General features: G+C 40.5%; 24 protein-coding genes and 2 pseudogenes. 14 read left to right on the top strand and 12 right to left on the bottom strand.

Annotated elements, in window-relative coordinates:
• Window positions 1-47 precede the first annotated feature (47 nt).
• Window positions 48-416 carry a hypothetical protein gene (locus N8A86_RS02220; RefSeq protein WP_273567587.1) on the top strand — a complete coding sequence of 123 codons (369 nt, stop codon included), beginning with the start codon at window positions 48-50 and terminating at the stop codon, window positions 414-416.
• Between the two features lie 112 nt (window positions 417-528).
• Here N8A86_RS02220 and N8A86_RS02215 read toward each other — a convergent pair whose 3' ends face one another.
• The 5 genes and pseudogenes from N8A86_RS02215 to N8A86_RS02195 form a co-directional block, all read right to left on the bottom strand.
• Window positions 529-1,857 (bottom strand): DUF58 domain-containing protein, encoded by a 1,329-nt coding sequence (locus N8A86_RS02215; RefSeq protein ID WP_273567586.1) that lies wholly within the window; start codon window positions 1,855-1,857, stop codon window positions 529-531.
• A 4-nt stretch (window positions 1,858-1,861) separates the two neighbouring features.
• Complete coding sequence (locus N8A86_RS02210; RefSeq protein ID WP_273567585.1) at window positions 1,862-2,860, bottom strand: AAA family ATPase; 999 nt, start codon at window positions 2,858-2,860, stop codon at window positions 1,862-1,864.
• The gene (locus N8A86_RS02205) at window positions 2,850-4,067 is read right to left on the bottom strand and encodes a DUF4350 domain-containing protein (protein WP_273567584.1); all 1,218 of its coding nucleotides are present in this window, start codon (window positions 4,065-4,067) and stop codon (window positions 2,850-2,852) included. The genes N8A86_RS02210 and N8A86_RS02205 overlap by 11 nt, the downstream gene beginning before the upstream one ends.
• On the bottom strand, window positions 4,060-5,682 hold the full coding sequence (locus N8A86_RS02200) for a DUF4129 domain-containing protein (RefSeq protein ID WP_273567583.1): 1,623 nt from the start codon (window positions 5,680-5,682) through the stop codon (window positions 4,060-4,062). Before N8A86_RS02200 ends, N8A86_RS02205 begins: the two co-directional genes overlap by 8 nt.
• Window positions 5,679-6,637: pseudogene (locus N8A86_RS02195) on the bottom strand (stage II sporulation protein M). The gene N8A86_RS02200 and the pseudogene N8A86_RS02195 overlap by 4 nt, the downstream one beginning before the upstream one ends.
• Window positions 6,638-6,792: 155 nt before the next feature.
• Between N8A86_RS02195 and N8A86_RS02190 the strand changes: the two are divergent.
• Together N8A86_RS02190 and N8A86_RS02185 are read left to right on the top strand one after the other, a co-directional pair.
• Window positions 6,793-7,509, top strand: coding sequence for an RDD family protein (locus N8A86_RS02190; RefSeq protein ID WP_273567582.1), 717 nt, complete (start codon window positions 6,793-6,795; stop codon window positions 7,507-7,509).
• Between the two features lie 108 nt (window positions 7,510-7,617).
• On the top strand, window positions 7,618-8,229 hold the full coding sequence (locus N8A86_RS02185; protein WP_273567581.1) for a trimeric intracellular cation channel family protein: 612 nt from the start codon (window positions 7,618-7,620) through the stop codon (window positions 8,227-8,229).
• Between the two features lie 43 nt (window positions 8,230-8,272).
• On the opposite strand, the gene N8A86_RS02180 is transcribed toward N8A86_RS02185, so the two are convergent.
• A complete protein-coding gene (locus tag N8A86_RS02180) occupies window positions 8,273-8,995 on the bottom strand; it encodes a peptidylprolyl isomerase (RefSeq protein WP_273567580.1) in 723 nt (240 codons plus the stop codon).
• Between N8A86_RS02180 and N8A86_RS02175 the strand changes: the two genes are divergently transcribed.
• Window positions 8,994-9,635 carry an NUDIX hydrolase gene (locus N8A86_RS02175; RefSeq protein ID WP_273567579.1) on the top strand — a complete coding sequence of 214 codons (642 nt, stop codon included), beginning with the start codon at window positions 8,994-8,996 and terminating at the stop codon, window positions 9,633-9,635. The genes N8A86_RS02180 and N8A86_RS02175 overlap by 2 nt on opposite strands.
• A gap of 141 nt (window positions 9,636-9,776) precedes the next feature.
• The gene (locus N8A86_RS02170; protein ID WP_273567578.1) at window positions 9,777-10,610 is read left to right on the top strand and encodes a lysophospholipid acyltransferase family protein; all 834 of its coding nucleotides are present in this window, start codon (window positions 9,777-9,779) and stop codon (window positions 10,608-10,610) included.
• Here N8A86_RS02170 and N8A86_RS02165 read toward each other — a convergent pair.
• From N8A86_RS02165 to N8A86_RS02155, 3 genes are all read right to left on the bottom strand, one after another.
• Window positions 10,607-11,248, bottom strand: coding sequence for a hypothetical protein (locus N8A86_RS02165; RefSeq protein WP_430682192.1), 642 nt, complete (start codon window positions 11,246-11,248; stop codon window positions 10,607-10,609). The two genes, N8A86_RS02170 and N8A86_RS02165, sit on opposite strands and share 4 nt — an antisense overlap.
• A 7-nt stretch (window positions 11,249-11,255) precedes the next feature.
• Window positions 11,256-11,750, bottom strand: a complete 495-nt coding sequence (locus tag N8A86_RS02160) for an RNA polymerase sigma factor (protein ID WP_273567576.1) — start codon at window positions 11,748-11,750, stop codon at window positions 11,256-11,258.
• Window positions 11,751-11,960: 210 nt separating this feature from the next.
• Window positions 11,961-13,388: an amidohydrolase gene (locus N8A86_RS02155; protein ID WP_273567575.1), complete on the bottom strand. Its 1,428-nt coding sequence runs from the start codon at window positions 13,386-13,388 to the stop codon at window positions 11,961-11,963.
• Between the two features lie 265 nt (window positions 13,389-13,653).
• Here N8A86_RS02155 and N8A86_RS02150 point away from each other — a divergent pair, with 265 nt between their 5' ends.
• Complete coding sequence (locus tag N8A86_RS02150) at window positions 13,654-14,949, top strand: NAD(P)/FAD-dependent oxidoreductase (RefSeq protein WP_273567574.1); 1,296 nt, start codon at window positions 13,654-13,656, stop codon at window positions 14,947-14,949.
• Here N8A86_RS02150 and N8A86_RS02145 read toward each other — a convergent pair.
• The 3 genes and pseudogenes from N8A86_RS02145 to xerD form a co-directional block, all read right to left on the bottom strand.
• Entirely contained in the window at window positions 14,946-15,407 is a 462-nt protein-coding gene (locus N8A86_RS02145) for an alpha-amylase family glycosyl hydrolase (protein WP_273567573.1), read from the bottom strand. The genes N8A86_RS02150 and N8A86_RS02145 overlap by 4 nt on opposite strands.
• Before the next feature lie 8 nt (window positions 15,408-15,415).
• On the bottom strand, window positions 15,416-16,636 hold the full coding sequence (locus N8A86_RS02140) for an alpha-glucosidase (RefSeq protein WP_273567572.1): 1,221 nt from the start codon (window positions 16,634-16,636) through the stop codon (window positions 15,416-15,418).
• A gap of 205 nt (window positions 16,637-16,841) precedes the next feature.
• Window positions 16,842-17,737, bottom strand: a pseudogene (gene xerD / locus N8A86_RS02135) (site-specific tyrosine recombinase XerD).
• 300 nt (window positions 17,738-18,037) lie between these two features.
• On the opposite strand from xerD, the gene N8A86_RS02130 reads away from it, so the two are divergent.
• The 8 genes from N8A86_RS02130 to N8A86_RS02095 all read left to right on the top strand — a co-directional run bounded on the left by N8A86_RS02130 (window position 18,038) and on the right by N8A86_RS02095 (window position 23,311).
• Window positions 18,038-18,640 carry a porin family protein gene (locus tag N8A86_RS02130; RefSeq protein ID WP_273567571.1) on the top strand — a complete coding sequence of 201 codons (603 nt, stop codon included), beginning with the start codon at window positions 18,038-18,040 and terminating at the stop codon, window positions 18,638-18,640.
• A 77-nt stretch (window positions 18,641-18,717) separates the two neighbouring features.
• Complete coding sequence (locus N8A86_RS02125; RefSeq protein WP_273567570.1) at window positions 18,718-19,281, top strand: porin family protein; 564 nt, start codon at window positions 18,718-18,720, stop codon at window positions 19,279-19,281.
• Between the two features lie 180 nt (window positions 19,282-19,461).
• Entirely contained in the window at window positions 19,462-20,034 is a 573-nt protein-coding gene (locus N8A86_RS02120) for a porin family protein (protein WP_273567569.1), read from the top strand.
• A 188-nt stretch (window positions 20,035-20,222) separates the two neighbouring features.
• Window positions 20,223-20,738: an outer membrane beta-barrel protein gene (locus N8A86_RS02115; protein ID WP_273567568.1), complete on the top strand. Its 516-nt coding sequence runs from the start codon at window positions 20,223-20,225 to the stop codon at window positions 20,736-20,738.
• A 42-nt stretch (window positions 20,739-20,780) separates the two neighbouring features.
• Window positions 20,781-21,197 (top strand): type II 3-dehydroquinate dehydratase, encoded by a 417-nt coding sequence (gene aroQ, locus N8A86_RS02110; RefSeq protein WP_273567567.1) that lies wholly within the window; start codon window positions 20,781-20,783, stop codon window positions 21,195-21,197.
• 86 nt (window positions 21,198-21,283) lie between these two features.
• Entirely contained in the window at window positions 21,284-21,601 is a 318-nt protein-coding gene (locus tag N8A86_RS02105; RefSeq protein WP_273567566.1) for a winged helix-turn-helix transcriptional regulator, read from the top strand.
• A gap of 155 nt (window positions 21,602-21,756) precedes the next feature.
• Window positions 21,757-22,629, top strand: coding sequence for an SMP-30/gluconolactonase/LRE family protein (locus tag N8A86_RS02100; RefSeq protein WP_273567565.1), 873 nt, complete (start codon window positions 21,757-21,759; stop codon window positions 22,627-22,629).
• A 373-nt stretch (window positions 22,630-23,002) separates the two neighbouring features.
• A complete protein-coding gene (locus N8A86_RS02095; protein WP_273567564.1) occupies window positions 23,003-23,311 on the top strand; it encodes an ASCH domain-containing protein in 309 nt (102 codons plus the stop codon).
• Window positions 23,312-23,618: the final 307 nt, after the last annotated feature.

Raw genomic sequence — 23,618 nt, 5'->3', positions numbered from 1 at the left:
TTGGAGTCGGTTTTCAATTGACCTAGAATGGGTTAGCAACCAATAAAATGAAAAGATATATCTTATTTTTTGTGCTATGCTCCTTTTTGGGAAATGTCCGAGCGCAGATTGAATGGGGTCCTGATAAAGCGAAACATTTGGCCGCAGGGGCCGTCATTGGAGGTGTTGGAGGGTATGCTGCCCATAAAATTTTCAAAGGAGATAGAACATGGACGTGGGTTGGTGCCGTTGGTAGTAGCCTTGTCGCAGGTTTGGCCAAAGAAGCCTACGACCAATCCGATTATGGAGTTTGGGACAATGGCGATGTGCTTTTTACGGCTGTGGGAGGAATCGTTTCAGGCGTGGCATTGGATCTACTATTAAAAAAAGTCGTAGGCGTTACAACACGAATCTTAAGAACACTTCGTCATATGTAATTCAAATGCAGTATGCATTACCGTTCGATGCGCTTGAAAATGGATCGCATGACGTGGTTTCCAACCTTCAGGTGCAGGCCATATTACGAGAATAATCTAAGAGCCTGCTTGATTATAGCAGTCCCCTTGCCTTTATTTCCAAATATTTGTTGATTGTGTTGATGGTCAAATTTTCCGGTTTGGTCAAAATAGTTTGAATGCCATATTGTTGTAATTCTTTTTGCATCAATCTTTTTTCGAGGGAAAATTTTTCCGCAACGGTTTTATGATACATCGATTGTAGGTCTTCGGCGTCAAGGGCGATGAGCTCTTCCAATTCAGTGTTCTCGAAAAAGATAACGACCAGAACATGTTTTTTGGCAATCGCCAATAAAAAAGGAAGCTGACGTTTTAAAGAAGAGATATGTTCAAAGTTTGTATAAAGCAGTAGAAGGCTTCGATGATTTATTTTTCGTTTGATATGGGCATAGAGCAATCCGAAATCCGAATCGGTAAACTCGGTGTTGATATTGTAGAGTTTTTCCAAAATGGCATTAAGGTGCGTCAATTTTTGTACGGCGGGTAAGTGGGTCTCGATATTTTTCGAAAAGGCGACCATACCTGTTTTATCGTTTCGTTTTAAGGCAACATTCGAGAATGCCAAGGTAGAATTTATGGCATAGTCCAACAGTTTGAGTTCGTTGAAAGGCATTTTCATGACCCTACCGGTATCGATAATGGAGTAGATGGGTTGCGATTTTTCATCTTGAAACTGGTTGACCATGAGTTGGTTTCGCTTTGCGGTCGCCTTCCAGTTTATAGTCCTGATATCGTCGCCGGATACATATTCCTTTATTTGTTCAAATTCTTGGGTATGCCCGATGCGCCTTATTTTCTTTAATCCGAAAAGTGTCAATTTATTGCTGATGGCTAAAAAATCATATTGCTGCATCTGAATGATACTGGGGTACACAGGCACCATTTGGTCTTTTTGAAAAACATACCGGCGTTTTATAATTTTCAAAGGCGAAGAAACATAGATGTTCATGTTTCCGAAGACATATTCACCTCGGTCGACAGGCCGTACCGTATATTCAAAACTCCGCTTTTCACCTTTTATGAGGCTAGTTTTGTGTTCGAAATCACGTTTTTGAAATTGAACCGGAAGTTCATCGATCAACGAAATAAAACTTCGAAAAGGATAGTTGGACTTGAACTCAATCGATACTGGATTAAAATCACTATTTGAGAGTTTCTGTGGCAATGTGCGTGTTGCCTCGATACCTTTTGAAGTGTAGAGTAGATAGACATCAAATAAAAATAGTCCCACTAAAATCAGGGTCAAAACCCACGAGATAGGGTAGAGCCAAGGCATCCAGTAGGATAGGATAAAACAGGCCGCCAAAATGGCGATATACCTGAAAAAAGTATTGTGTATGTAGAACGACTTTAAAAACTGCATTCGACTATCTTGGTATTTCTACGGATTCCATGATCATGTTGACTACGCTATCCGTGGTCATGCCTTCCATTTCACGTTCTGGAGTCAAAATGACACGGTGGTTCAATACGGGGACCAATGCCCGTTTCACATCTTCCGGAGTTACGAAATCGCGTCCGTTGATGGCCGCAAAAGCTTTTGCGGAATTTAAGGTCGCAATCGATGCCCTTGGTGAACCACCCAAATACAAATGGGGATGGTTACGGGTCTTGGTGATGATATCGGCAATGTATTTGATGATTTTTTCCTCCACCACAATCCCTTGGATCTTTGATTTAAAATCGGCCAATTGCTTGGGTGTAATAACGTCTTTGATGAGTTCTTGAGGTTTTGAACCTTTTCGCTCGTGATGCGTTTGAATGATGCGTACTTCTTCATCCACATTCGGATAATCCACCTTGATTTTAAAAATAAAACGATCTAGCTGTGCTTCCGGAAGGGCATACGTACCTTCTTGCTCAATAGGGTTTTGGGTCGCCAACACCATAAAGGGAACATCCATTTTATAGGTAGTACCGTCCATCGTGACCTGACGTTCCTCCATGGTTTCGAACATGGCAGCTTGCGTTTTGGCGGGTGCACGATTGATCTCATCGATAAGAATTACATTCGAAAAAATGGGACCTTTTTTAAATTCGAACTCCGAAGTTTTGACATTGAAAATCGAAGTACCCAAAATATCGCTGGGCATTAGGTCGGGCGTAAACTGAATCCGGCTAAAATCGGTCTTTAAGGTTTTCGCAAAAAGCTTTGCCGTAATGGTTTTGGCAACGCCCGGCACACCTTCTATTAGCACATGCCCATCGACCAAAAGCGATACGATCAAAAGTTCTACAAAGTTCTCCTGTCCAACAATGACCTTGGCCAGTTCTGTCTTGATATTGGTTACTGAACTTCTAAGCTCTTCCAGCGGAATACGGTTGTCAAAGTTGAGGTCATTATTCGATGTTTCGTTATTTTCCATGTGCTTTATGTTTAAATTTTTCGATACTTCTATTCAATTTTTTTAGCTCTTCGTCACTAAAAGATTCGCTTTTTTTCATGCGCTTTATTAGGGTGAAAAGTTCTTTTATTTCTTCGAAGGAATGATTGCTGCGAGATGCTAGATTGCGATAAAACTCTTCATTGAATTCTAGGGTGCTCATATAGAAATGCGAACGTATATACTCTAAAAAATGGGCTATCTTATGTTCTGAAATCGCCTTGGTTTCCCCATTTTCAAAATACATATCTGCAATGGTACGGGTAAAGGCCAGGGTTTGATTTTTAAGGGGAAGCACCACCGGAATCGCCCTTTGTTTTCGCTTACCCTCGAAAATGATATAGAACAATGCGCCTATCAAGGCAAGGTAATAGGCCCATTTAAATTCTTTGGTGTTCAAGAAAATATACATGGGCGAGGTGTAGAACGTCTTCCCAGATTTATAGTGATTGTCCATATAAATGGTCTGTGAATCATCCAAATACGAGAGTAGGCCCGCAGTATAGCCCCTATTTTTTTCTTCAAGGATGAAATAATTGGTAAACGCCTTTGGAAAAGTCGATAATATTATTTCCCCCTCACCAAAGGGCTGCTTGATGACATTGAAATTTTTCATCTGGTATTCTCCTTGGTCGTCGAAATAATCCACGGTGCCGATTATTGTGGTATTCGAAGAGTCTATATTTTTGAAAAAAGTGGCGTAGTCATCTTTTTCAAAGGGATAGCCTTCCTCATTTTTCAATTTCGGATGCGCCAAATGATAATATTCCTTTTGCTCATCGCCGAAACCGGCGAAAAGATAGGAGGTTTCCAGATTCAAGGTATCCAATAAATTTTCCTCGAAAGCACCGGATGCGATGAATAACGTATTTCCTTCCGAAGTCCAATCGAGTAGGACGTTGAGTTCGCTCTCTCCAAAATTTATCCTTTCATTCACAAAAAAATACGTGCCTTCTGCCTCAATATTATCTATTAAAAACTCAAAAGGCGGTACATGAACTTGTTGTATCTGGTCCCCGAACAGCTTAGCCATAACATCGTTCAATACAAAGGTGCCATACGGAATCTTATGCTGTGCCACATACGACGGAAACCAATTGATTTCTTTGGGCTTGCTGTATTGCAAGAGCATGAGAACGGCCAAAGTGATGACGGCGATGATGATATATACCCTTCCTTTCTTACCCATTTTTCAATGTATTTTGAAGGGATTCAAAATCACTTTCGGCCCGTTTATATTTACCCTCGTCAATGTCGAAATTACCGTACCAGATATAGTCGTACCACCTTGTAATGGTACTAAAGGGATGTTTCAATTCTTGCCGGTCGATTTCGTTCAAATAGTCATAGTTTGTTTTTTGAAGCTCCCAAACAATGATTTCCTTGTCACCCATCAATTGTAAGATGTATAGGTAGTAGTACCGTATCGCCAACCGATAATTCTTGTCTTGCAGCGCTTGTTGTATCAATTGTTGGATATCCTCATTTTTGATGATGTGTTCCTCTTCAGACAAAGCGACCAAGGCTTCATTCTTTTTGGCCTGTTTCAAGGCATTGGCATTCACGTTCAGAAAGAACTTGATGAGAATGAAAATCAATACTACCAAAAGGATATATGGGATGATCCTAAAAAAGACCTGCAGAAAACCCGCTGCCTTTTCCACGCCGAAAAGCCATTCAAAAAATTGGATCAGTAGATTACCCAACCAAGTTTTAAAATCGTCCCACCAGGTTTGATCTTGTTTGACGACCTCATAGTCAAAATCAGGATTATCACGATAGGATTGTAAATCATCTTCCGTGATTTTACGTACTTCCAACGGCGCAGTATCATAATTCGCGGTCGCCGTCGAATCTTGTTGGGCAATCGTAAAATTGGCCAACATAAAAAAGAGTAAAAGGAGACGAAGGTATTTTAGCATTTTAGTTTTCGGGGTTTCGCCTAAACTCTGAATGCGCTCATACGTTCCGGTAAAGTTTTTCTTTTCATTAAGATTAAAGTAGATCAATACACCTGCTACAATAGTGATGACATTTAGTAAAAACTGGGCTACGGTGCCGATAACATTGAGCAGAATGTAAATAGGGTCTTTAAAAACATCCATGATTCCTTCTGCATCCATTTCGCCTGAAAAAATACCCATTTTCATCCAATTGTATATCGCGGTCGGCAGGGCGAAGGCATAACTTGCTATGGTTACGATAATCGTAATTACAATCAATGTGGCGAAGGTTATCCACCATTCATCCTTGACCAATGTGAAACTATAGCTAAAAGCATCCGTTACGGTTAATCTATTATATACCATGACGGCAAAAGCCAATGACAACGGCACCCAAAGATATATACCGGGAATTAGGCAAAACATGAGCCCCACAAATACGCAAATGACCACCAAGAATGCTAACCCGACAAACTTCCAAAATGATTCGTACACGTCTGATTTAATAGTATTGAAATCGATTTTACCTTTGCCGTTTTCATACGATTTAATATAATGCAATACCGTTGATTGCGACATCGTATATACCACCACTATGGACACCATATAAAAAAGCCCTATTAAAAGCATCACGGGAACATTGGGTACGGCATCTGAGTTGAACATCAAAAGACTGAAACTATTGCCAATGTAGTACATGTACAAGGCCAGCGCAATTACCATGATAAAGAGATATGGCCCGACAATTTTAAAAAAGGTGGAGACGAAGGGTTTGAATTCGTTGCGTAGAAAAGCAAAGGTGTCCGATAGAATATCGCCAAGTTCCCTTTGCTTTTTAAATTCAATATATTGGTCTTTCATATTGTTGGTTTTTTGTTCAATTGAATCGGGTAAATAATATAGTAGTAAATAATCAGTGTCAGTGAGCTCGCGATAATGAGAATGGCAAGCCAATCGGGCATTTCGGTATGTCGTGTCACGAAACCTTCCAGAAATCCGGCCACTATGAAAAAAGGGACTGTACTGACCATAATTTTCAATCCGTTTTTGACACCTCTTTTGAAAGATTCCAGCCGCGAATAGGTTCCGGGAAAAGCATTCCGTTCGCCAGTACCAGTCCGGCACATCCGGCGATGATGATGACCGATATTTCTATCGTGCCATGGATCCAGATGGTACGGGCCGATTCCCATAATAATCCCTTTTCATAAAAGAAATATTGAAAGCTTCCGAGCATGATTCCGTTTTGTAGCATGATCATCAACGTTCCGATGCCTAGAAAAATTCCAAAGGCAAAGGCCATGAGCGCTACCCGCACATTATTGATAGTAATGCCCAAGAACATATTGAACTCGCCCATTTGTTTGTATACGGCCATGGGGTCCCCTTTTTCAATATTTTCCAAGGTCATATTTACATAACCGTCCCCTAAGATGGAACGTACAAAATCACCTTCGTTCGCGGCCGAAAAAGCCCCGACAAATGCGAAAAAAATAAATACTAGAAAAGCGATGAGCAATTCTCTGTGGTGATGATAGAAGAGGGTCGGGAATTCAGTTTTCCAAAATTCGGGAATACGGTTTTTTGCCTCCCGCTTGGTTTTATATATCTTTTGATGCGCCTGTGCCGCTAGCGAATTTAAATAGAATTCGGTGTTACTACCTTTGTAGAAAGTCTTGGCGTAGCTGAGATGATCTGTAATTTCAATATACAGATCGGACAATACATCGGGCGCAATATTCGTTTTGTTTGACAGTGCGTTTTCAAAAGTGGCCCATTTGTCCTTATTTTGTTTTACAAAGGCAGCTTCGCGCATGAAATACCGGGGTTTACGGAATCGGTTGGATTTTTGTTCTAAAATTGCCTAGATAGCGAAGGCTAGTACGTCTATCTTTCCAGATTTTAACGAAGTTATGTACAAAAAAGTATTTTCAAAAATCAAATAAGACCTTTCTTTACCGAAGGAAATATATGGAACAATTTCAAATAGAAACTGCCCAAAATATAAGTATCGATCAGAATACCGCACATCTGGGTGATCGTATGCTCGCCTATATTATAGATAGTTTTATCATACTTGTATATACCATTTTGATTATTTGGTTATTGCTTTCACTTGATATTGATTTTTCAGACATGTGGGCGCTGTACTTGTTATTGGGTCTACCCGCCTTCTTATATTATGTGTTGCTCGAAACTTTTATGGATGGCAAGACCGTAGGTAAAAGCCTCTTGCACATTCGCGTGGTGAAAATCGATGGCTCGAAGCCTAATTTTTCAAGTTATTTTGTGCGCTGGATTCTGCGTATTATTGATGTGGTACTGACTTCGGGAGGAGTTGCCGTCCTAACCATTTTGATACGAGGAAAGGGTCAGCGTGTTGGCGATATCGCTGCCGGCACTACCGTCATCAGTGAAAAGAAAAAAGTATTCTTAAAAGACACCTTGCTACGTGATTTGCCCGAAGATTATAGTCCGAAGTTTCCGCAAGTGACGATTTTCAAGGATCGTGAGATGCAGACTATCAAAGAATTGTTCGATTCGGCCAAGCGCAACGGAGACCACAATGTCATTCTTTCGTTGAGCAATCGTATCAAGAAGGTAACCGATATTACCTCAGACCTTAAACCTATCGAGTTTGTGGATATTGTGATAAAGGATTATAATTTCTATACTCAACAACTTTGAATTCGAATAGAAAAAACCTAAAAAATAAAATTTTGTCACTTTTTTATCATTATTAAGTTAATAATTGATACTCTTTATAAAGAAAAAGTTAAAATTTGAAACTAGTAAATGTTCTACTTTGTTATTGATATTCTTGGTACCATTGCCTTCGCCATATCTGGCGTATTGATCGCCATGGACAAAAAGTTGGATTTGTTCGGGGTTTTCATCATTGCATTCGTTACCGCAGTAGGAGGGGGCACCCTTCGTGATATGCTTATAGGGAACACACCTGTAGGATGGATGCAAAATGCAACCTATACCTTTGTCATTTTAGGGACTGTAGTTTTTGCTATTTTGTTCCGAAACCAGTTGAAGTATTTTAGGAAATCATTGTTCTTGTTCGATACCATCGGTATCGGACTATACACCATGGTCGGCATAGAAAAGGGACTTAATGCGGGCTTATTACCGATTATGTGTATTGCCCTAGGTACTATGACGGCAAGTTTCGGTGGTGTTATTCGTGATATTCTCTGTAACGAGATTCCGGTAATCTTTCGAAAAGAAATTTATGCAACGGCTTGTATTATCGGTGGTGCCAGTTATTTTTTACTTCGCAAACTCCCGATTGATAATACATATGCCTATATCGGTGCCATCGTAGTGGTCATCGGCATACGATTGCTGGCGGTAATTTTTAAAATTGCCTTGCCAAACATTTATCGGAACGATAAATGAAATTCTGAAAATGAGATAACATTGAAATTTGGAGTGGCCCCTGCTACTCCAGAACTTCGGCCTTTTCGATATACACATTCTGAAACGGCCAATCGCCCTTACCAACGCGAACATTGTTGATTTTGTCGACCACATCCATTCCTTCAATGACTTTTCCAAAAGGGGTGTAGTCGCCGTCAAGATGATATGAGCCTGGTTGGGTCACTACGATAAAAAACTCGTAGGGAGAGGCTAACATATGTGGATTATTGATTTCGCTGCTCGGCATAGATATAGTACCCCGATGATGCTTGTATCCTTTTCTTGTATCGGGTGGTAACAAATAACGTCCAATCGCACGGCGTTTCTCGGCTATGGATTTGTCATCGGCATTCCCGCCTTGGATGATGAAATCTTTCACGACACGGTGAAATTGTGAGTTGTCGAAATATCCCTTTTTGGTCAAATACACAAAATTTGCCTTATGGTAGGGTACATTGTCATATAGCTGCACCGTAAAATCACCTAGGCTTGTGGTCAATTTTACCTTGATATTATCATCGAGTTCTTTTTGATAATTGAAGAAGAAGTCAATGGCATTTTCTTCGTTCAGTTCGAATTTTTCTTCGGCTTCCTTTTTTTCGTTTTCAGCTACTTCTATGGCTGAACTGTCTATTTGAACCGTATTTTTTTTCGTATCTGAGGATTTTTTATCACTTTCTTCCTTACAGCCAACGATAAAAATTAATGGTAATATTGCACTAAAAGCGATTCGTTTCAACAACATGGATTTCAATTTATTTTCACAACAACTCCCAAAAATAAAAAATCTGCCCTTACCGGGGGAAGCATCCCACTTTAAAATGGCCCCTGAAATCAGGATTCAGTTTATGCGTGAGCGTAAGCGTATTCCAGAAAATTCGAAAAAGGCGGGCGTCATTGCGCTTTTTTATCCTGATGCGAAGCTGACGACCCATTTACTACTCATCCACAGAAAAACATATGAGGGTGTACATTCGAACCAAATAGGTTTTCCGGGTGGTAAAATGGAAAGCAACGATTCAGATTTAATAGAAACTGCTTTGAGGGAAACCCATGAGGAAGTAGGTGTTCCACCTGAAGAAGTTACGCTAATAAAATCATTAAGTACGGTTTATATACCACCAAGTAATTTTGAGGTGCAGCCCTACGTCGGATTGCTTGTAAATCCGTTTTCATTTATACCTGAAGAAGCCGAAGTTGAATCTTTGGTTGAGGTTCCGATTGTCGATTTTATGGACGATTCGAAAATCTTTACACAAAAATTGAGTACTTCCTATGCTACCGATATCGATGTACCGGCCTTTAACTTAAACGGTTATACGGTCTGGGGCGCTACCGCAATGATGCTTAGCGAGATTAAGGAACTGTTGAAACAGGTTTTGTAAGACCTAAATATTCTGCACGGTCAAAATGTCTTGTTCCTTATTTAATAGCGTATGCAGAGTTTCTTGTTTTTTGCCATCCACCTCATATTTGGTGCCCCGTACCCCTTACTTCATCGATCATATTTCGTATTTTAGCACCCTATGGGTATATTCAAGGAAAATCCGTTCGGACATATTCTATTTCTTAAAAAATGGCTCATCCGAATTTTAGGATTAATAACGCACCAACGCTATAAAGGTTTCAATACCTTGGAAATCGATGGCTCTGAAATTATTCGGTCGTTGCCGGACACGAATGTACTTTTTGTTAGCAACCACCAGACCTACTTCGCCGATGTAGTGGCCATGTTCCATGTATTCAATGCGAGCCTGAGCGGAAGGGACGACAACATCAGAAACATCGGCTACATCTGGAAGCCAAAGCTCAATATGTACTATGTTGCTGCAGCAGAGACCATGAAAAAAAGTCTCTTGACCAAAGTATTCGCCTATGCCGGATCAATTAGCGTTGAACGTACTTGGCGCGCTGAAGGCAAAGATGTCAATCGTCAGGTAAAAATGAGCGATATTTCGAGTATCGGAAAAGCCTTGAACGATGGTTGGGTCATTACGTTTCCACAGGGTACTACGACTCCCTGGAAACCGCTTCGCAAAGGAACTGCCCATATTATTAAAAAATATAAACCGATTGTTGTTCCGGTCGTTATCGATGGTTTTCGCCGATCGTTCGATAAAAAAGGACTTCGGGTCAAGAAAAAAGGCATTCTACAATCGATGGTGATCAAAGAACCTTTGGAAATTGACTATGACAACGAGTCGACCGATGCCATTATCGAGAAGTTGGAGTATGCCATTGAACAGCATCCTTCATTTTTAAAAGTGATTTCGGAGAAGGATTTGTTGGCCTATGAGGAAGAAAATGAATTGCGCAGATTTCGGAATATGAACAAGGCGAAAAAATCTCCTTCTTCTTAGACTTCCATCTTCTTCAGTTCTTGATAGTTTCTTTTGAGCTTTCGTAGAAGGAGGCCGTATAATAAAAAATAGATTCCTCCCATGACTACTGTGACGGCTAAACCACTTAAACTGAACACCCAAAACAAGGCATTTCTAGTTTCCTCTAAGGATTTTTTCTCAAGTAACCGATCAACCCCTTCAATACTCATCAAAGCCTCGTCACTTATGTATATTCCAATAGCGTAATACAAGAAGATTAGAAAGAGCATGCTCAAAGAAAAAATGATGTAGTAAAGAACCGTCTTTCTAGCCGAAATTATTTTACGCATTAGATTTTTTGCATCGTCCAAGACTGAAATTTCCTTATATCTTTTATAAAAAAGATAAATAAAATAGATGACGACGATATAGTAAAAAACGGACAGGGCAATGTAACCAGAATTAAAGGTCGAAGAGTCTGATATGGCGCTTCTAAAGGATGGAAATAAAAATAACAATTGGGGCAGGGTAATCTCCAAAATACTGATAATCAATATCCACTTAACGATTGAAGAAGACTTCTTCCAAATCATTTTATGAATTTCATCGTACGACAATTTGGGAAGATGCTCTTCTTTCTTCTGCCAATCTTTTTTTAATAGTTCCAGTTCGTCCATCATAACCCTACGGATCCAATATAGTTCTTAATTTATTCTTGATGCGGTTCATTTTAACTCGGGCGTTTACCTCCGTAATACCAAGTGTTTCCGCTATTTCGGTATAGTTTTTATCCTCCAGATATAAAAAAACAAGGGCTTTGTCGATATCGCCCAATTGTTTTACGGCATTGTACATCAGTTTCAGTTGTTGCTCCTCGGTTTCGTCATATTCGTCGGCCGTAATCTTAAAAATTACGGATTCATAATCTTGCGTCCGGATTCTTTTCTTCGATTTCCGATACATGGTGATGGCCGTATTCAGGGCCACACGGTACATCCAGGTACTGAACTTTGAATCACCTCTGAATTTCGGGTACGCCTTCCACAGCTGTATCGTAATCTCTTGAAATAGGTCTTTATGTGAATCACGATCATTAGTGTACAATGTACAGACCTTGTGAACAATATTCTGATTGTTCTCAAGTTCGGTAACGAATTTGTGCTCAAGTTCTTTGTTCACAAGAAGGCTGGTGGCGTTTGGTGATTAGTAGTTCGTTTTTCCATTTTGTTACACAAAATGGAAAAGTTTAGACATACGTCATTGCGAGGAGCGCCCTAGCGACGTGGCAATCTGTTGACATCAGTACAAAAGTTCGACAGATTGCCACCGCTGAAGCTTTTCAATGAGGCGAAAAGTATTCTTTTGGCTCCTCGTAATGAAGTATTTGATTTACTTTCGGTAATCTAAGGCTGGTGCCCGGTCGCCCAATAACGGAATGTATTTGAAATCCGCTCCACGGGCTTCCATGAATTCTGTTTTGGCCGCACTGACCAATTTGGGGTCTTTGAATAGGTCAATAGCCGTCATCGTCAAGGTTTTCGCGGCGACCATCATTCCTTTTATGCCTATTGAGGTGCCTCCTGTAGCGACTGCTTGCCAGCTATGGGCCGAGGTGCCCGGGACCCATGTAGCGGTACTGAACCCTACGGTGGGTACCACAAAACTAACATCTCCTACATCCGTTGAACCGTAAGCCCTTGCGGTTTCTTTAAAGGGCTGTATGTTTCTTGCAGTAGCTAGGTCCGCTTTCTCTTGGCCCAAACTAACCGCGATTTTATCTGCGAAAACCTTTTCTTCAGAAGTGTATTCAATTCCTCCAACTTTCGATAAATTACTGTGCACCACTTTTTGCAGCGTAATATTGGGTAATAGCTCATGTACACCATTCACTATTTCATAATCCATGGTCGTTCCTGTACCAAGAGCGGCACCTTCAGCCGCTTTAACGATACGATCGAATATTCCTTTAACCACATCTCTTCGATTATGTCGAGCATAGTAATAGACTTCGGCAAAATCGGGCACTACATTGGGTGCTTTTCCGCCATCGGTAATAACATAGTGAATACGTGTTTCTTGAGGAATATGCTCGCGCAATAAATTGACCATATTATTCATGGCTTCAACGCCATCTAAAGAAGAACGACCTTTCTCGGGTGCACCCGCGGCATGTGCGGAAACCCCATAAAAGCGAAACTTTGCAGAGATATTTGATAGAGCTGCCGCTGCACTAGCTGCATTCAGCGCTCCAGGATGCCAATGTAATGCAACATCAACATCATCGAAAAGTCCTTCTCGCGACATATAGACTTTTGCGCCTCCGCCTTCTTCGGCGGGTGTGCCATAGAAACGTATTGTACCTTTTGTCTTATTGGCAACCATCCAATCTTTAGTGGCAATGGCCGCTGCTGTTGATGCGGTACCGAACAGGTGATGCCCGCAGGCATGGCCAGCCGCTTTACCCGCCGATTTTTTTTCAGGCACGGCTTCTTGCGAAAGTCCGGGTAGGGCATCGTACTCCCCCATAATGGCAATGATCGGAGTACCGCTGCCATATTCCGCAATAAACGCGGTGGGAATGCCGGCTACTCCGGTTGTAATGGAAAATCCGGCATCGGCCAAGGTTTTCTGAAGTAGGGCGGAGCTTTTTTCTTCTTGATAGCCCATCTCGGCAAGGTCCCAGATATTCTGTGCGATAGCACCATATGCTTCCGATTGGTCATCCAGTTTCTTAATAACGTCATCGACTTTTTTTTGGGCGATAGTACTTTGTAAAGCAAAAAACAGAACGGTCACGTAAAGTATTGATTTTTTCATTTTTCTATAATTTTTGAATCAGCTTTTTAAGAGACTGTTTTGAAATGTGTGATTAGAATTTTTATAGATCATTTTTGATGTCGTTTTAGGCAAAATTTTCTGGCATAGCCTTAGCTACGGCATATAATTTTAACGAAGAACGGCGCAAAAAGGGGCATAAAAAAATAATCGACACATTTCCAAAACAGTCTCTAAATATAATCAAAAGGAGTATCCTATTCCCAAATCGCCGAGGTTTGTTTAAGTTTGCGCTACAATATTACCTATGAACATTCCAAGGTCAAATTTCCCTAGAGTCGTAATTATTGGTGGTGGTTTTGGCGGTATCTCACTAGCAAAAGAACTAAGCAATAAAGAAGTACAAGTTGTTTTATTGGACAAGCATAATTATCACACATTTCAGCCTTTATTGTATCAGGTTTCTACGGGGGGATTGGAACCGGACTCTATTGCCTACCCCATTCGCAAGGTCTTGAAAGATTTTACAAATTTTTATTTCAGGCTAGCCAGAGTTTTAAGTGTTAATAGAACTGATAAAATAGTTCGGACGAATATCGGGCCATTGCATTATGATTATCTTGTTTTGGCAACGGGTTCTAAAACCAATTTTTTTGGCAATAAGGAAATTGCGAAAAATAGTATGAGCATGAAGTCTATTCCCCAGTCATTGAACTTGCGAAGCCTAATTCTTGAAAATTTTGAACAAGCTCTATTGACCGATGAGATGCACGAACGTGATGCCCTTATGAATTTTGTGATTGTTGGTGGTGGACCGACAGGTGTCGAGTTGGCGGGTGCTTTGGCCGAGATAAAAAAAGGAATTTTACCTAAGGATTACCCTGATTTGGATACCCGTCGGGTGCAGATCAACATTATACAGGCTAGCGATCGTATTTTAAAAGAAATGAGCGAGCAGGCCTCTAAAAAATCGGAAGAGTTTTTGGAGCAACTAGGGGTTCAAATTTGGAAGAATACAAGGGTTACCGGTTATGACGGAAAGACCATTACTACAGCTACGGAGGGCCTTACCTTTGAAGCTGCCACTATGGTATGGGCAGCTGGAGTAAAAGGAGCCTTGATCAAAGGGCTTGAGGCCAAAGATATTGTCGTTAGTGGTAATCGACTCAAGGTCAATGACTTTCATCAGGTAGTGGGTCAATCGGATATCTTTGCCATCGGCGATGTAGCCTGTATCGTTACGGAGGCTCGGCCTTATGGACACCCCATGATGGCCCAGCCCGCAATGCAGCAAGGTAAAAACCTTGGTATTAATATTGTGCGGCTATTGGAAGGTAAACCAATGAAACCATTTGTATATAAGGACAAAGGTTCTATGGCCACTGTCGGTCGGAACAAAGCGGTAGTTGATTTGCCCAAATTCAGATTTCAAGGAGTCTTCGCTTGGTTTGTTTGGATGTTCGTACACCTGTTTTTTCTAATCGGTTTTAGAAATCGAATGGTGGTCTTCATCAATTGGGTATACAACTACGTACGTTTTGATCGCGAGGCTCGCCTGATTATACGCCCCTATAAAAAAGATTACAGCGCTTTTAAGGATTAATACAATTGATACACGCAGGCCTGATAAGGCTCTAGCACAAAATCGGAATCTTTTTTTACGTAAGGCGCATCATCGTTCGAAATCAATAATTTAGCCGAATCGAAATTTAATTCCTCAAAGAGAACTTCGACTTTTTTGGTCGAAAAGCTTAGTAAAACCAAGTATCGTTCCTCGTTGAAAGTTCTCAGGTAGGTATACACTTCTTCATTTTCCGGCAACAACAATTCATAGTTGCCATACACAAGTCCCAGATGCTTCTTGCGAATTTCGACCATCCCTCGAAAGTAATTTAAGACAGAGTCTTTCTCTGGTTCCTGTTGAGCGACGTTGATACCTTCGGCGTAGTTTTCGTTGACTCTTATCCAAGGTTTGACATCGCTGAAACCAGAATTTTTAGAAATATCCCATTGCATAGGGGTACGGGCGTTGTCACGACTTGCATGTTTTTCGTTCTTCAAGAAAGCCTCTAAGTCTCCCCCTCATTTTTTAAGGCTCTATAACGATTGATGGTATTGATATCACGGTAATCCTCTATTTTTTCGAACTTGATATTGGTCATCCCGATTTCTTCCCCATAATAGAAATAGGGGGTACCACGCATGGTCAATACCCAGGTATGCAACATGGTCGATGAATTTTGCCAATGTACTTTCGAATCGTTGCCCCATCGACTAACGCTTCGCGGGAAATCATGGTTGTTAAGAAAAATGCTTCCCCAACCTTTATGGGCAAAGGCGGCATCCCAATCGGAATGTATCTTTTTGAATTCGGTAAGTTTCCATTTATCCTTTCGCATTAAAAAGGTCTCGCCCGGTTCGCGGTCCAATCCCAAGAGATCGAAATGAAAGAACATGTCAAGTTCTATGCGGTCTTCGTCCACAAATTCCAAGGCACGGTCAAGTCCGATTCCTGGGGCTTCGCCCACGGTCATGACATCGTATTTACTTAATACTTCCCTATTCATTTCCTTTAGGTACTCGTGCAATTTGGGTCCGTTGGAATAAAAGGGAATATAATCGCCATTATACTTTTCAGGAAGTTCAGGAAAATCGGTATCCTTCGAAATAAAGGAAATGACATCCATCCGGAAGCCATCCACCCCTTTTTTGAACCAAAAATGCATCATGTCGTAAATCTCTTGGCGCACTTTTTGATTTTCCCATTTCAGGTCGGGCTGCTTTACCGAAAAACAATGTAGGTAATAGGCATCGGTCTGTTCGTCGTACTTCCAGGCATTTTCTTCGATATCGAAATAGCTCCATCGTTTCGGCGGTACTCCTTTTTCGGCAGGCCACCAATGATAATAGTCCCGATAAGGGTTCTCCCTCGATTTTCGCGATTCTTGAAACCATCGGTGTTCATCGCTGCTATGGTTGACAACGAGGTCCATGACCAATCGCAGCCCACGTTCTTTCATGTCTGCCAATAGAGCATCAAAATCGGCCATCGAACCGAACTCTTCCATAATATTTCGGTAGTCACTGATGTCGTATCCGTTGTCATCATTTGGTGAGGCATAAACGGGGTTCAGCCAGATGATATCGACCCCGAGACTTTTGATATAATCGAGACGTTTTATGATACCCTGAAGGTCGCCGATACCGTTGTTAGTGGTATCTTGAAAACTGCGGGGATAAATTTGATATACGATTCCTTCCTTCCACCATGAACGGCTTATATTTTGCATGCGTATTGAATTTAAAGATTAAAGATATTGCTTTCCAGCAAATGGCAAAACCTTGTTCTTACATTTGATAGACTCTAACGATTGCGCATGTATTTTTTTATGGGAAAGGGCTCAAATCAACAATTTCCCGATGGGCGCTTATGCCGAACTCCACGTGCCCATGCCTAAAATTTACACGATCAGTGGGAAGCTTACGTTTTGAACTTCAATTTCTAGGATGATATTTGAGCATCACATCGGTAAGATGAGTGCGGTCAACATGCATGTAGACTTCGGTGGTGGTGATGCTTTCGTGACCCAACATCTGCTGGATGGCCCGAAGATCGGCGCCATTTTCCAATAAATGGGTTGCGAAAGAATGTCGAAACGTATGCGGACTGATATTCTTGTTCAGACCGATTGTTTCGGCCAATTTCTTGATAATGGTAAAGACCATGGCACGGGTCAACTGTTTTCCCCTGCGGTTTAGAAAAAGAATATCTTCAAAACCTTTTTGTATTTTTTGGTGCACCCTGACCTCATTTCGGTAGATATTGATATATTTTTTGTTGATTTCACTGATCGGAACGAAGCGCTGTTTGTCTCCTTTGCCAGTTACCTTAATAAAATCCTCATCAAAATAGAGATCTGATATTTTTAGGCTTGTTATTTCCGATACGCGTAGCCCACAGCCGTAGAGTGTTTCTAGAATGCCACGATTGCGTTCTCCTTCCGGTTTTGATAGGTCGATGGCCCCAATGAGGGCATTGATTTCGGTTTCGGATAAGGTGTCCGGAAGTTTTCGTCCTATTTTAGGGGAATCGATAAGGTCCATGGGGTTGTCTTTGCGGTAATCCTCAAAAACAAGATATCCGAAAAAACTTTTGAGTCCTGAAATGATTCGTGCCTGCGACCTGGGGTTTACTGTTTTGGCCACTTCGTAGATAAATTTTTGAACCGTTTCCTTATCTATATTTACGGGACTCGCCGAGGCCTGATTTTCTTCCAAAAAAAGGATAGTTTTTCTACATCCAACACATAATTTTTAATGGAATTTTCCGCCAGTCCACGTTCAATTTTTAGATAGTGCCGATAATCTTGAATAGCTTGGCTCCACTTCATGAAGTAAAGATAGTGTACTGATACAATTGCCAGGTAATAATTCAACAAGTTCTAAAAAGTGCATTTGATTATTCCTTTTTTTATTTCCACAAGTGGGTTTAGCATCTCGAAGCCTGTTGACGTTCAAGCGAGCTTGCTTCGAAATGGTGAAGGTTAATTCTTTTTAGTGCTTTGCGGGCCTGCCCTTAGGTAGTTGAGTTAAAAAAACAAACAAGTTATTCAAAATCAATGCTGTATAATTTTGGCATCGTATTTGTAAATCGATGATTGAAATAATCATTTTTTAAACACTACACTATTATGAAACGAACACTAGTATTACTCGTATTTGCTTTTTTGACCTTTTTTTCGTCCAACGCCCAAGGGGTTGAAGTTGGCGTAACCGGGGGATTGCTCAATGCAAACGTTGAATTTAGAACAGGCAATTCCATTTTAAATTTGGTCGGGGTCAACCGATTTGCCAAAATCAACAATACCGGATATTATGCAGGCATCTTGGTCGATATTGCGGCCACTGAAAAATTCCATGTGCAACCTGAACTGACCTATGGCAGAGCGGGGGATCTTTCTTTTGTCTATCTACCGATCATGGCAAAATACTACGTAGCCGATAAATTTCATGTACAAGCAGGGCCACAGCTAAATTTTTCATCCAATCTTAATGACATCAAACAAACCATCCAAGATGTGGAGGAAATCATCGGAACCAACGGAAACGTTGACGATGTTTTAAAGACGCTGGGCGTTGACCTCGGCTTTGGTGCAGGTTATGATATTACCGATAAATTGGGGGTTCAGGCAAGATATGCTTTCGAATTGACAGATCGTTACTCGGGTCCTGCCGGAAGTCTCCTTAACATTAAGGGGTCCAACCTGAATTTGGGTGCGTATTATAAATTCTAAATCCCGTTTGTGTTTAGTTCGGATTATTGCGTATTTTAGTCTATGAACTACAGCAATCTGAACTAAACACGAACAATATGAAAAATAAACTTTACCTTTTAACAGCTTTATTTCTTTTTACCCTAAGTGCAGGGGCGCAAGACGACATTCGTTTCGGAGCCAAGGTAGGCTTTAACGCTGCAAACCTGAGCGGTGACGCCATCTATTCCTACGATGTGAAACCTGGGTTTCATTTAGGGGGCGCTCTCGAAATTCCAGTAAGCGATGCATTTATGGTACAGCCCGAGGCATTGATATCGTTACAGGGAAGTGGCGGTTTTTTTCAAGATGACCTTAATTTCTGGTATTTGAACGTACCCGTAATGGCAAAGTATAACATCTTCGATGGATTCTATATCGAGGCTGGTCCACAAATCGGACTTCTTTTTGCTGATAATTTAGAGGGAAATGCCTTTGCAGGTGCGCCTACCGTGAGCCAGTCTTCCAATGGTTTTGACATCGGACTGGGCATCGGGGCCGGATACCGTTTGGATGAGAACTTTTATTTTCAACTTCGTTTTAATGCCGGTATAGTAAACGCTATTGAAGACATAAGTTCGAAGAACCGAGTATTTCAGATATCCGCGATTTACTTTTTATAGTATTCGAGACATTTTTTATGAAAAGCGGAAGATATCTTCCGCTTTTTTTAATGGCTAAAGCTTACCCATTTCATTTCTTCGTAGTTAAACGATCTGTTGACGATAGCTGACATAAACATCAAGAGTCTTTGTATATTTGTGTTAGCATAACCCCAATGTTTAACCTAAAAGCTCCAGATTATGAAAAAGTTATTCCCGCTACTTCTGTTTTTCTTGATGGCCCTTCCCTCGATGAATTATTCACAAAACGTTGTTCAAGGTACCTCTTCGCTTAGCGGTGGTTCTGATATCCGCTTTGGGGCCAAGGCCGGTCTGGTCGTTTCCGATTTGAGGGGGAACGGTATTATCGATAATTCCCCGCACCCGGGATTTCAGGTCGGTGGTATCGTTGAAATTCCTATTACCGGAGATTTTTACTTAGATCCTGAACTTCTGTTTTCGATGCAAGGGACCAATAACACAGGGGATAACCTGCACTTGTACTATTTGAATGTGCCGATTATGGGCAAATATCACATTACGGAAGAAATCGCTGTTGAAGCAGGTCCGCAAGTGGGAATTCTTCTCGGTGGAAACTATGACGACCTCTTGGAAACGAGTACCATAGATATAGGAATAGGCGTTGGTGGTGGGTATCGTTTGGATGAAAATTTCTACTTTCAGTTGCGGTTCAATACCGGTTTTATTAAGGTCATTGACAATATCAACACCTATAACATAGCAGTACAGATAGGAGCTTCCTACTTTTTCTAGTGCTAAACTGTTGAGCGCAAGACCTTTACATCCGAACATCTTTTCCGTGCCATAAAACGATGGTTTGCCATCGGCAAATGAACTAAAATGGCTATTCTACAACCCTTTTTGGGCAATTGACAACAAAAATGAGGCAGTCTTTGGGTAAGGTCCTAGATTCGTAGGAACCAAACTAAAAATCGGTACCCATGAAATATAAGATGTTGACCTTGGCCCTTTTCCTTTTAACGACGTTGACTTACGCCCAAGAGGGATTTAAACTAGGAGCCCATGGCGGAATACCCCTAGGGGATTTTAATGATAAGATCGGCCTGGTCTTCGGTGCCGATATCGGCTATATGTGGGCCCCTAACAAAGTGTTCGATTTGGGAATCAAAACGGGTATCGTACACGGTTTTGGGGAAACCTTCAAAGATGAGGTGATTTCCACGAAATCGCCAAGTGTTCAATTTGCTCCTATAGCGGCTTCGGTACGTATATGGCCATCGCGTTCTTTTTCTTTAGGAGGTGATGTAGGCCAAGCGTTTGGATTGAGCGATGGCAATGACGGCGGATTCTATTATCGCCCCCAAATCGGATTTCAAATGGGTGCGCAGACCGAAGTAAACTTTTCGTATACGGCGATTCAATTGGAAAATGAGAGTTGGACAACAGTGACTTTTGGTGTAGTCTATACTTTTTTGTCGGCTCGACATTTTAGATAATCTCCCGTTCTTTTTTAGGTCGCAATTCGCTATTTTTAGCGAATGAAGATACTTATTATCAATGGGCCCAATCTGAACCTTCTCGGAAAACGCGAGCCCGAGGTCTACGGCCACCAGACATTTGAGGATTATTTCTCCCAATTACAGTTCAAATTCAAGGACGTACAGCTCGAATACTTTCAATCGAATATCGAGGGCGAGCTTATTGACAAGCTCCAAGAGGTAGGTTTTACCTATGACGGAATCGTGCTAAACGCGGCGTCATACACCCATACTTCGATAGGGCTGGGCGATGCGGTCAAGGCCATTGAAACTCCCGTTGTCGAGGTACATATCTCCAATACCCATAAACGTGAAGGATATCGACATGTCTCTTATATCGCTTCAAGAGCAAAAGGGGTCATTCTAGGTTTTGGGTTACAAAGTTATGATTTGGCGGTGCGGAGTTTTTTGGAATAAAAAGTTTGCATATCCACCCATGTTGGGGGTATATGCAAATAAGAATAAGGCATATAACGAAGTTGGCCATTATTAAAAAAAAGATTTTGTACCAACGAAAAACTCAATTAAAAAACGATTGCTCGATAGAGAAAACTCTAAACGTGATTTCTGGAAAATGGAAACCAGTAATTCTGAGTATACTTTTTGAAACTAACGCAAGATTAAGGGATATTCAAAGAGAAGTTCCAGAAGCTTCAAAAAGAGCACTAACGCAACAGTTAAGTGAAATGATAGATGATGGACTTATTCAGAAAAAAGACTTTGATGAATTTCCGAAAAAAACAGAATATTCAATTACTTCTTTAGGAACTCAACTTTCCCCTGTTTTTAAAGCACTTTCAAAATTTGGGGATGAATTATGATGGTGCAAAATTTACCCCTTATTTGATAACCTGATTAAACAAAATAGATTTGCCTTATAAGTAATTGTTCTAAGATGAAAAAAATCATGCAAATCAAATTAATTCTCTGGTGTTCAACCCTATTTTTCTGTTTAAACTTGTGTTCCGGTCAAAAAGTGGAATTAATCGAACTACCTTTTGAGCAAGATTTGTTTCCCGAAGGCATTGCAATAGACAACAAGACAAAAAGGGTATATCTGAACAGTCTAAAAAGCAAGAAAATAGTAAGTGGTTCAATTGACGGCAGCGACCCTAAAACTTTTCTAAAAACTGGCGAACACAATTATCTAGCGGGTTTTGGAATGACAATAAAAGGAGATACTTTATATGCTCTTGTTAATAGTTTAACGGCAGACAAAAACAAATCCATCCTTTTGCTTTTACAAATTTCCTCGGGGGACTTGATTGACTCTTATTCGATTGACCGTTCGGATTTCCAATATTTGAACGATTTAACAATTAGTGCTAACAATGAAATTTTCATAACCGATTCAGAAAGCAATAAAAGCTATAAAATCCAAAGACCAAGTAAAACCATCGAAGTCTATTTGGATTCTGAAAAGATTCCAAACTCCAATGGAATCACTATTTCCAGTAATGATAAATATTTATATTTTGCGTCAAACAACGGAATTTGCATTGTCGAAAAAGCATCAAAAAAAATTATAAATCAGCCCAAAGAAGAGTATTCGAGCATTGATGGTTTAAAATTCTACAAAGACAATTTATACGGAATAGTGAATGGTTGGGGCAACATTTCCCAAAATGGATTGTTCAAGTTTGAACTTAACAAGACAGGAACGGAAATTTTGGGAAAAGAAAAAATTATCGCTTTCACGGAGGATTTTAAAATACCCACCACCTTTGACATTTTAGACGGAAATATATATTTTGTAATCAATACGCAATTGGACAATTTTGACGGAGAGAAAATTCTGGACTTGAAAAAGTTGGAGCCATATAAAATGTTGAAAACCAAAATGGAGTAAAACAATGGCCAAATGCGTGGCGGAAATGCCTGAGCTAACCGAAAGCCTCTTTTGCTATTGCCGAGGACGTTGCCATTAATACCGAAGAAACTATGAAACATCTAACACTCATTTTACTTTTTATTTTTATAGGCTGTAAAAGCGAAACCAAAACCAAAACTGAGACGCAAACACATACAGAAATGGAAACTGAGCCTGAAAACTCGATTGATAAATCTGTCTCTTCTGTCTCTGAAATGTGGAACAGCTATATCGAATCAAATCCTGAATTTAAAAAAGACGAACTACCAGATTCTGATACTTTTCACAACAATGAATATGACGCAAATCGGTTAGCGGAATTGATTTTGAAAGGAGAAAAAAAGCAGGTTCCATGTTATACTATTGGTTCGAAGAAGCTAATGCAGATTTACCGAAAATCGGAACAAAAAGTATTGTAACGGATTTTGACGGAAAAGCAAAAGCGATAATTAAAATTACAAAAGTAGATACAATTCCATTCAACCAAATTTCCAAAGAATATGCTGAACTCGATATGGGAACGAAAATTGAACCTCTTAAAAAATGGAAAAAAGCACATTGGGACTTTTTTGCGAACGCATTGGAACAAAGTGGGGAGAAACCGACAGAAGAAATGCTAATAGTCTGCGAATGGTTTGAAACGATCTGGCCGGAAAAGTAGGAATGCAACAAAGTGCCCTAGGGAAAGCCCTTTCCTTTTCTTCAAAGTTAATCAATAGACTAGAAGTCTATTTTGCGGGCACCTCCGACTTCAGGTATTTTAGATATCCAACCTTGATATTAACAAACCATTAAAAGCATATTATTATGCGATTCAGGTAATTGTACGCCCTAAATACTCATTCTTAGGATTAAGCAACGAAGGATTATGGTGCCAAGTAGGCTTGGTTCGGTAAGGCCATTCCCACAATGAAAGGCAATAAAATGAAATGAAACCTGTTAATATCGAACCACCCAAGCTAATAAAA

The organism is Maribacter halichondriae (genome assembly GCF_027474825.1).
GTDB classification, from domain to species: Bacteria; Bacteroidota; Bacteroidia; order Flavobacteriales; family Flavobacteriaceae; genus Meishania; species Meishania halichondriae.
This window is presented reverse-complemented; position numbering and strand designations above follow the sequence as displayed.

Coding starts and splice junctions, on each gene's coding strand:
- N8A86_RS02220 (WP_273567587.1), top strand. CDS start 48: ATGAAAAGATATATCTTATTTTTTGTGCTATGCTCCTTTTTGGGAAAT.
- N8A86_RS02215 (WP_273567586.1), bottom strand. CDS start 1,857: ATGCAGTTTTTAAAGTCGTTCTACATACACAATACTTTTTTCAGGTAT.
- N8A86_RS02210 (WP_273567585.1), bottom strand. CDS start 2,860: ATGGAAAATAACGAAACATCGAATAATGACCTCAACTTTGACAACCGT.
- N8A86_RS02205 (WP_273567584.1), bottom strand. CDS start 4,067: ATGGGTAAGAAAGGAAGGGTATATATCATCATCGCCGTCATCACTTTG.
- N8A86_RS02200 (WP_273567583.1), bottom strand. CDS start 5,682: ATGAAAGACCAATATATTGAATTTAAAAAGCAAAGGGAACTTGGCGAT.
- N8A86_RS02190 (WP_273567582.1), top strand. CDS start 6,793: ATGGAACAATTTCAAATAGAAACTGCCCAAAATATAAGTATCGATCAG.
- N8A86_RS02185 (WP_273567581.1), top strand. CDS start 7,618: ATGTTCTACTTTGTTATTGATATTCTTGGTACCATTGCCTTCGCCATA.
- N8A86_RS02175 (WP_273567579.1), top strand. CDS start 8,994: ATGGATTTCAATTTATTTTCACAACAACTCCCAAAAATAAAAAATCTG.
- N8A86_RS02180 (WP_273567580.1), bottom strand. CDS start 8,995: ATGTTGTTGAAACGAATCGCTTTTAGTGCAATATTACCATTAATTTTT.
- N8A86_RS02170 (WP_273567578.1), top strand. CDS start 9,777: ATGGGTATATTCAAGGAAAATCCGTTCGGACATATTCTATTTCTTAAA.
- N8A86_RS02165 (WP_430682192.1), bottom strand. CDS start 11,248: ATGGACGAACTGGAACTATTAAAAAAAGATTGGCAGAAGAAAGAAGAG.
- N8A86_RS02155 (WP_273567575.1), bottom strand. CDS start 13,388: ATGAAAAAATCAATACTTTACGTGACCGTTCTGTTTTTTGCTTTACAA.
- N8A86_RS02150 (WP_273567574.1), top strand. CDS start 13,654: ATGAACATTCCAAGGTCAAATTTCCCTAGAGTCGTAATTATTGGTGGT.
- N8A86_RS02140 (WP_273567572.1), bottom strand. CDS start 16,636: ATGCAAAATATAAGCCGTTCATGGTGGAAGGAAGGAATCGTATATCAA.
- N8A86_RS02130 (WP_273567571.1), top strand. CDS start 18,038: ATGAAACGAACACTAGTATTACTCGTATTTGCTTTTTTGACCTTTTTT.
- N8A86_RS02125 (WP_273567570.1), top strand. CDS start 18,718: ATGAAAAATAAACTTTACCTTTTAACAGCTTTATTTCTTTTTACCCTA.
- N8A86_RS02120 (WP_273567569.1), top strand. CDS start 19,462: ATGAAAAAGTTATTCCCGCTACTTCTGTTTTTCTTGATGGCCCTTCCC.
- N8A86_RS02115 (WP_273567568.1), top strand. CDS start 20,223: ATGAAATATAAGATGTTGACCTTGGCCCTTTTCCTTTTAACGACGTTG.
- aroQ (WP_273567567.1), top strand. CDS start 20,781: ATGAAGATACTTATTATCAATGGGCCCAATCTGAACCTTCTCGGAAAA.
- N8A86_RS02095 (WP_273567564.1), top strand. CDS start 23,003: ATGTTATACTATTGGTTCGAAGAAGCTAATGCAGATTTACCGAAAATC.